Genomic DNA, 7,632 nt, shown 5'->3' on the forward strand with positions numbered 1-7,632 from the left:
ATAGGCCAAATCGGGCGGACTGGGCACTCTGTCACCCCCAGGTGACAGGCTGTCACGCCAAGGGGTGACACCTCTGTCACAGTGGCAGGTGGCGGCGTTCCCCGGAACAGGCCGCGAGGCCGCAGCCATGCGGGTTCGCCCGACTTGGCCCGCGCCTTGCTCAGGATCGGAGCGCCGCTCTTCCTACAAGAACAAACAGGAGACCCACCATGCGCTACGCAGCTCCCGGCACCCAAGACGCCCTGCTGACCCTGCAGGCCCGCTACGGCAACTACATCGGCGGCGAATTCGTCGCCCCGGTGAAAGGCCAGTACTTCACCAATACCTCCCCGGTGAACGGCTCGGTGATCGGTGAATTCCCCCGCTCCGACGCCGCCGACATCGAGCGCGCCCTGGACGCCGCCCATGCCGCCGCCGATGCCTGGGGCCGCACCTCGGTGCAGGACCGCTCGCTGATCCTGCTCAAGATCGCCGACCGCATCGAACAGAATCTGGAAAAACTGGCCGTCGCCGAAACCTGGGACAACGGCAAGGCGGTGCGCGAGACGCTCAACGCCGACGTACCCCTGGCCGCCGATCACTTCCGCTACTTCGCCGGCTGCATCCGCGCCCAGGAAGGCAGCGCCGCCGAGATCAACGACAACACCGCCAGCTACCATTTCCACGAGCCGCTGGGCGTGGTCGGCCAGATCATCCCCTGGAACTTCCCGCTGCTGATGGCCGCCTGGAAGCTGGCCCCGGCGCTGGCCGCCGGCAACTGCGTGGTGCTCAAGCCCGCCGAACAGACCCCGCTGTCCATTACCCTGTTCGTCGAGATGGTCGGCGACCTCCTGCCGCCCGGCGTGCTCAACGTGGTGCAGGGCTATGGCAAGGAGGCCGGCGAGGCCCTGGCCACCAGCACCCGCATCGCCAAGATCGCCTTCACCGGCTCGACCCCGGTGGGCTCGCACATCCTGGCCTGCGCGGCCAAGAACATCATTCCCAGCACCGTGGAGCTGGGCGGCAAGTCGCCCAACATCTACTTCGAAGACATCATGCAGGCCGAGCCGAGCTTCATCGAGAAGGCCGCCGAAGGTCTGGTCCTGGGCTTCTTCAACCAGGGCGAGGTCTGTACCTGCCCCTCGCGCGCCCTGGTACAGGAATCCATCTACGCGCCCTTCATGGAAGCGGTGATGAAGAAGATCGCCCAGATCAAGCGCGGCGATCCGCTGGACACCGACACCATGGTCGGCGCCCAGGCCTCCCAGCAGCAATTCGAGAAGATCGTCTCCTACCTGGAGATCGCCCGTCAGGAAGGCGCCGAATTCCTCACCGGCGGCAACGTCGAGAAATTGCAGGGTGACCTGGCCAGCGGCTATTACATCCAGCCGACCCTGCTCAAGGGTCACAACAAGATGCGCGTCTTCCAGGAAGAGATCTTCGGCCCGGTGATCGGCGTGACCACCTTCAAGGACGAAGCCGAGGCCTTGGCCATCGCCAACGACACCGAGTTCGGCCTCGGCGCCGGGGTCTGGACCCGCGACATCAACCGCGCCTACCGCATGGGCCGCGGCATCAAGGCCGGGCGCGTCTGGACCAACTGCTACCACCTCTATCCCGCCCATGCCGCCTTTGGTGGCTACAAGAAATCCGGCGTCGGCCGCGAAACCCACAAGATGATGCTCGACCACTACCAGCAGACCAAGAATCTGCTGGTCAGCTACGACATCAATCCGCTGGGCTTCTTCTAAAGCGACGCCTGGATCGCGCGCCTCAGCAGGACGTCGGGGCGCGCTTCCCGCCTGACCTGGATCAACACCCCCTCCCCGTGGGTGGCCGACGCTAGACGCAGCGGCCGCCCGTGGCGGACAGGTGCGTCCCGGCGCAGGCCCCGTCTGGCTTCATCCACGCATCATGCCTCCATGAGGGATTCGTCATGCCCAAAACAATGAAAGCCGCTGTCGTCACCGCCTTTGGCAAACCCCTGGAATTCCGCGAAGTCGAGGTGCCCACCCCGGGTGCCGGCCAGGTACTGGTCAAGATCGCCGCCAGCGGCGTCTGCCATACCGATCTGCATGCCGCCCAGGGCGATTGGCCGGTCAAGCCCAACCCGCCCTTCATCCCCGGCCACGAAGGCGTCGGCCATGTGGTGGCGGTGGGCGCGGGGGTCACGCACGTCAAGGAAGGCGACCGGGTCGGGGTGCCCTGGCTGTATTCCACCTGCGGCCACTGCGAGCATTGCCTGGGCGGCTGGGAGACCCTCTGCGAGTCCCAGCAGAACACCGGCTACTCGGTGAACGGCGGCTTCGCCGAATACACCCTGGCCGATGCCGGCTACGTCGGGCGCCTGCCGGACAACGTCGGCTTCGTCGAGATCGCGCCCATCCTCTGCGCCGGGGTCACCGTCTACAAGGGCCTGAAGATGACCGACACCCGGCCGGGCAACTGGGTGGTGATCTCCGGCATCGGCGGGCTTGGCCACATGGCGGTGCAGTACGCCCGGGCCATGGGCCTGAACGTGGCGGCGGTGGACGTCGACGACCGGAAACTCGACCTCGCCCGCCGCCTGGGCGCCGAGGTTACGGTCAACGCCCGCGAGCAGGATCCGGCGGCCTACCTGAAGAAGGAGATCGGCGGCGCCCACGGCGCCCTGGTCACGGCGGTTTCGCCCAAGGCCTTCGAGCAGGCCATCGGCATGACCCGCCGCGGCGGCACCATCGCCCTCAACGGCCTGCCGCCGGGTGATTTCCCGCTGTCGATCTTCGACATGGTGCTCAACGGCACCACGGTGCGCGGCTCCATCGTCGGCACCCGCCTGGACCTGCAGGAGGCGCTGGACTTCGCCGGCGAGGGCAAGGTCAAGGCCACGGTGAGCGCCGAACCGCTGGAGAACATCAACGACATCTTCGCCCGCATGCACGGCGGCGGCATCGAGGGTCGGGTGGTGATCGACATGGCGCTGAGCTGAGACCTGGCTCGCCACTCCCGCGCCCATCCGGGCGCGGGAGTGAACCTTTGCCCTACCCTGACCTCTGAGCGGCTGGCGTTTTTTCCCGGCGCCGATCTCGACCAGGCCACAAAACCCGGTCCCGGCTGCCTTTATAATCGCCGCCGGACCCTCGCAACCACGGTAGGCACGCCCCATGGAATTCAACCCGATCGATCTGATCCTGCACCTCGACGTCTATCTCAGCGGGTTGGTAGCCCAGTACGGCACCTGGATCTACGTCATTCTCTTCGCCGTGATCTTCTGCGAGACGGGTCTGGTGGTCATGCCCTTCCTGCCCGGCGACTCCCTGCTGTTCATCGCCGGCGCCCTCTCCGCCCTCGGCGACATGGACCCCTATCTGCTGGCCGGCCTGCTGATGTTCGCCGCGGTGGCGGGCGACAGCACCAACTACCTGATCGGCCGCTTCGCCGGCGACAAGCTGTTCAGCAATCCCCATTCCAAGGTGTTCCGCCGCGACTACCTGCTGCGCACCCAGGCCTTCTACGAGCACCACGGCGGCAAGACCATCACCCTGGCGCGCTTCCTGCCCATCATCCGCACCTTCGCCCCCTTCGTCGCCGGCGTCGGCCGCATGCACTACCCCTACTTCCTCGCCTACAGCGTGCTCGGCTCGCTGCTCTGGGTTGGCGGTCTGGTGAGTCTCGGCTACTTCTTCGGTAACGTGCCCTTCATCAAGCAGAATCTCACCCTGATGGTGCTGGCCATCATCGGTATCTCCCTGCTGCCGATGATCCTCGGCCTGATCAAGAGCCGGCGCGCCGCGGTCCAGAGCGGAGTCTGAGCCCTTGGGTTTCTGGCGCGCCTGGCGCGAGCGGCGCCTGCTGGAGCGGGTCGCCATCGCCGACGAGCTCTGGGCGCGCCTGCTTCAACGCCTGCCGATCCTCGATGGCCTGACCGTCGAGGAAGACGCCTGGCTGCGCGAGCACTGCGTGCTGTTTCTCGCCGAGAAGCGCCTGACCCTGCTCCAGGGCCTGGAACTGGACGACGGCGACCGCCTGCTGCTGGCCGCCCAGGCCCTGCTGCCGCTGCTGCACCTGCCGGAAGCGGCGCTCTATCCCAACGTCCGCGAGATCGTCGTCTACCCCGACGCCTTCGTCAGTCCCCAGCGCCATCGCGACGAAGGCGGCCTGGAGCACGAATGGGACGAGGAGCGCGACGGCGAAGCCTGGGATCGCGGCCAGGTGGTGCTGGCCTGGCCCGGCATCCAGGCCAGTGGCGGCTGGGAGGCCTACAACCTGGTCATCCACGAATTCGCCCACCTTCTCGACCTGCTCGCCGGCGGCCTGTGCAACGGCCAGCCGCCGCTGCACGCCGGCATGCCCCAGGCGGCCTGGACCGGCGCCCTGCAGAACGCCTATGACGCGCTCAATCGGCAACTCGACGCCGATCCGGACGCCGAGACCCCGCTCGACCCCTATGCGGCGGAAAGTCCCGAGGAATTCTTCGCCGTCGCCTGCGAGTACTTCTTCAGCGCGCCCGACCTGCTCAGCGAACACTATCCGGCGGTCTACGCGCAGCTGCAGCAGCTGTTCCGCCAGGATCCGCGCCAGCGTCTCGCCGTCAGCCTGGCGAGCGTGCAACAGCCAACACCCCCGGGGTCCGAAGCTCGAACCCCGATCTGAAAGCGCCTATACTCCCGGCCACTTTTCCCAACCGACCAGAGGGACCCGTTCATGAGCTACAGCAAGATTCCCGCCGGCAAAGACCTGCCGAACGACATCTACGTCGCCATCGAGATTCCGGCCAACCACGCGCCGATCAAGTACGAGATCGACAAGGACAGCGATGCCCTCTTCGTCGACCGCTTCATGGCCACCCCCATGTTCTACCCGGCCAACTACGGCTACATCCCCAACACCCTGGCCGACGATGGCGATCCCCTGGACGTGCTGGTCGTGACCCCCTACCCGGTCGCTCCCGGCGCCGTGATCCGCGCCCGTCCGGTCGGCGTGCTGCACATGACCGACGAAGCCGGCGGTGACGCCAAGCTGATCGCCGTCCCCCACGACAAGCTGAGCGTCCTGTACAAGGACGTGAAGGAATACACCGATCTGCCGGCCCTGCTGCTGGAGCAGATCAAGCACTTCTTCGAGAACTACAAGGATCTGGAGAAGGGCAAGTGGGTCAAGGTCGAAGGCTGGGGCGACGCCGACGCCGCCCGCGCCGAGATCACCAAGGCCGTGGCCGCCTACAAGGGCTGATCCACGCCGCTGTCGCAAAGCCCGGTTCGCCGGGCTTTTCTGTTTCCGGACGTCACACCGGCCATGCCGGGCTTCCTATCCGGCGGCAAAGCGACTACCCTGCACCCCTCGTCGCCATCCGCGACCCTGCGCCGATCCGCCATCTGCCGATCGCCGCCGGAGGCCCAGGCCTCTTTCTCATCTGCCCGGCAAGGGCAACCCGGGCGGGCCGGGCTCACCAAAAATCAGCTCAACCCGCCCTCGAAAGCCGGCCACAAGCCGGCTTTTTTGCGTCTGCGGTTCGAGTGGCGCTCAGCCACGCCCAGCGGACCGACGACCGGCGCCGAGGTCTGGTGTTCGCCAGGCGGCAAGCCAGAGCCCTTCGTTACCAGCGCAGCCTCCGGCTCCTCCCGCCCCGCCTGGTCGCAAGAAACTCAAGCCGGGCGCCCAGGGTCGACCGGGGACGAAGTCCGTCCCGAGCCGCCATCATGTCCCGTCGTCTGCGCCTGCCTCTTTATATCCTCATCGGCCTGGTCGTCCTGCTGCTGTGCCTGCACCTGGCCGCGCCCTTGCTGATCCGCCATTACCTCAACGACAAGCTGGCGGACATGGGCGACTATCGCGGCCAGGTCACCGACGTGGACCTGGCCTGGTGGCGCGGCGCCTACCGCATCGACGGCCTGGAGATCGTCAAGGTCAACGGCAAGGTGCCGGTGCCCTTTCTCAAGGCACCCAGCATCGACATCGCGGTGAGCTGGCGCTCGCTGTGGCGGGACCATGCCATCGTCGGGCGCATCCTCTTCGATCGTCCCGAACTCAACTTCGTCGACGGCGGCGCGCGCAAGGAACAGTCGCAGACCGGCGAAGGCACCGACTGGCAGGACCAGGTCGACAAGCTGATCTCCATCACCCTCGACGAGGTGCGGGTGGTCAACGGGCGGGTGACCTTCCGCAACTTCAATTCCAAGCCCCAGGTGAATCTGGCGGCCACCGACGTCAACGCCAGCCTCTACAACCTGACCAACGCCGCCGACGCCCAGGGCGAACGCATCGCCCACTTCGAAGGCAAGGCCGCCGTGCTCGGCAGCGCGCCGCTGGAAGCCAGCGCCCGCTTCGATCCGTTCAAGGACTTCACCGACTTCGACTTCCGACTGAGGGTCACCGATATCGACCTGCCCAAGCTCAACGACTTCGCCCGTGCCTACGGCAAGTTCGATTTCCGCGCCGGCAGCGGCGACGTGGTGGTGGAAGCCAAGGCGGTGGACGGCCAGCTCAGTGGCTACGTCAAACCCCTGATGAAGAACGTCGACATCTTCGACTGGCAGCAGGACGTCGAGAATCGCAACAAGAACGCTCTGGAAAGCGCCTGGGAAGCCGTGGTTGGCACCGCCCAGACCCTGCTCAAGAATCAGCGCCGCGACCAGTTCGCCACCCGCGTCGACCTGTCCGGCAGTGTGAAGAACCAGGACATCAGCCCGCTGCAGGCCTTCTTCAATATCCTGCGCAACGCCTTCGTACGAGCCTTCAGTGCCCGCTATGACGCGGATTGAAGCTCCTGCAGGTTGGCGCTGAGCGCAGCGAAGCCCAGCAACTTAACTTCTCGCGTCTGGCCACCCTCACCCCAGCCCTCTCCCAGAGGGAGAGGGGGCGATTGGACTTCGTAGCGTGGAAAACCGCGCAGCGTTTTCCACTAGCTGACACGGATGCCAACGGTGGATAAGGCTCCGCCGTTATCCGCCCTACCCGCAGGTTGGCGCTGAGCGCAGCGAAGCCCAACGGCTTAGTTTCTCGGCTGGCCACCCTCACCCCAGCCCTCTCCCAGAGGAAGAGGGGGCGATTGGATTTCGTAGCGTGGAAAACCGCGCAGCGTTTTCCACTTACACGAGCGCCAACGGTGGATAAGGCTCCGCCGTTATCCACCCTACCCGTAGGTTGGCGCTGAGCGCAGCGAAGCCCAACACCCCTTCACCCGATAAACAGCCGATACGCCGGATTCTCCGTCTCGTCCCAATAGCGATAGCCGATGGCATCCAGGGTCGCCAGCAGCTCGTCCCGCTCGGCGTCACTGGCCTCCAGCCCCGCGAACACCCGGCCGTCCGCCGCGCCGTGGTTGCGGTAATGGAACATGCTGATGTTCCAGCGGCCGCCCAGCTTTTCGAGGAAGTCGAACAGGGCGCGGGGCCGCTCGGGGAATTCGAAACGGAACACCTGCTCCTGGCCGACCCGCGCGGCATGACCGCCCACGGTGTGGCGGATATGCAGCTTGGCCAGCTCGTTGTCGGTCAGGTCCAGCACCGGGAAGCCCTGGTCGCGCAGGCCCTGCAGCAGGGCCTCGCGCGGATCGCGCTGGGGATGGGTCTGGACGCCGACGAAGATATGGGCCTCTTCGCCGGTGTGGTAGCGGTAGTTGAATTCGGTGATCTGCCGCCGGCCCAGGGCTTCGCAGAAGGCACGGAAGCTGCC

Annotated in this window: 6 protein-coding genes and 1 pseudogene; 6 read left to right on the top strand and 1 reads right to left on the bottom strand. The window is 66.2% G+C overall.

Annotated features, from left to right (window positions below):
- Positions 1-209 precede the first annotated feature (209 nt).
- From FHR73_RS21690 to FHR73_RS21715, 6 genes are all read left to right on the top strand, one after another.
- A complete protein-coding gene (locus FHR73_RS21690; protein WP_183633998.1) occupies positions 210-1,730 on the top strand; it encodes an aldehyde dehydrogenase family protein in 1,521 nt (506 codons plus the stop codon).
- A gap of 185 nt (positions 1,731-1,915) precedes the next feature.
- Positions 1,916-2,947: an alcohol dehydrogenase AdhP gene (gene adhP / locus FHR73_RS21695; protein WP_183633999.1), complete on the top strand. Its 1,032-nt coding sequence runs from the start codon at positions 1,916-1,918 to the stop codon at positions 2,945-2,947.
- A 175-nt stretch (positions 2,948-3,122) separates the two neighbouring features.
- The gene (locus FHR73_RS21700; RefSeq protein ID WP_183634000.1) at positions 3,123-3,770 is read left to right on the top strand and encodes a DedA family protein; all 648 of its coding nucleotides are present in this window, start codon (positions 3,123-3,125) and stop codon (positions 3,768-3,770) included.
- A 4-nt stretch (positions 3,771-3,774) separates the two neighbouring features.
- Complete coding sequence (locus tag FHR73_RS21705) at positions 3,775-4,611, top strand: zinc-dependent peptidase (protein WP_183634001.1); 837 nt, start codon at positions 3,775-3,777, stop codon at positions 4,609-4,611.
- A gap of 51 nt (positions 4,612-4,662) precedes the next feature.
- Entirely contained in the window at positions 4,663-5,190 is a 528-nt protein-coding gene (gene ppa, locus FHR73_RS21710) for an inorganic diphosphatase (protein ID WP_007161198.1), read from the top strand.
- Positions 5,191-5,657: 467 nt separating this feature from the next.
- Complete coding sequence (locus FHR73_RS21715) at positions 5,658-6,719, top strand: DUF748 domain-containing protein (RefSeq protein ID WP_183634002.1); 1,062 nt, start codon at positions 5,658-5,660, stop codon at positions 6,717-6,719.
- Positions 6,720-7,134: 415 nt separating this feature from the next.
- Here FHR73_RS21715 and FHR73_RS21720 read toward each other — a convergent pair.
- Positions 7,135-7,632, bottom strand: a pseudogene (locus tag FHR73_RS21720) (threonine ammonia-lyase, biosynthetic); the annotation flags it as partial.

It is taken from the genome of Pseudomonas sp. AS2.8 (assembly GCF_014190935.1).
In the GTDB taxonomy this organism is placed as follows: domain Bacteria; phylum Pseudomonadota; class Gammaproteobacteria; order Pseudomonadales; family Pseudomonadaceae; genus Chryseomonas.